The sequence below is a fragment of the Bartonella sp. TT110JLCBS genome (genome assembly GCF_042193405.1).
Lineage (GTDB): Bacteria > Pseudomonadota > Alphaproteobacteria > Rhizobiales > Rhizobiaceae > Bartonella.
This window is the reverse complement of the sequence record NZ_JBHILT010000286.1, coordinates 1-572: the sequence shown is the minus strand read 5'-3', so window position 1 is coordinate 572 and position 572 is coordinate 1. Positions and strand designations below refer to the sequence as shown.

The window sequence follows — 572 nt, the reverse complement described above, 5'->3', positions numbered from 1 at the left end:
GTCAAGAGGTTATTGAAAACATTACTACATAAGCTGTAAAAAGAATCCCATAGCTTGCTTATAAAGCTTATGACTGTGTCCCAATTTTTGTAGAGCAGATATCCGGCAGCAACAAGAGCTGCAATGCCGCCAAGTATCCAGCCAATAGGTGTGGTCATAATAGCAACACCAAGCGATATAAAAGCCGTACCAACAGCGGTTATTGCTGGAATGAGTGAAGCTACAAGAGATAGTGCAAGACCCGCAACTGCAGAAGCTGCCGGTACCATTGCCGCAATGAATGCTCCGGTAAGAACTGCTCCAACCGCGGCTAAAGATGCAGCTACCCAGCCATTGAGTTCATCCCAATATTGATAGAGGACAAAGAGCGCTGCAATGCCACCCATTAACCAACCGATAGGTGTCGTCATAATTGTGATACCAAGGCTAACAAACGCTGTTCCTACGGCTGCTAATACGGCAATGAGTGGACCAAAAATGAACGAACCAAGTGCCACAAGTCCTACCTTAAAGAGGGTTATTTCACCAATCAGAGGTTCTAGCCATTGGAACCAGCCTTTAATCCTCTCTGT

The 572-nt window shown here is 45.6% G+C and carries 1 pseudogene; it reads right to left on the bottom strand.

The annotated features are described in order from the left end of the window. Positions 1–572: pseudogene (locus tag ACFILW_RS10960) on the bottom strand (phage tail protein); the annotation flags it as partial.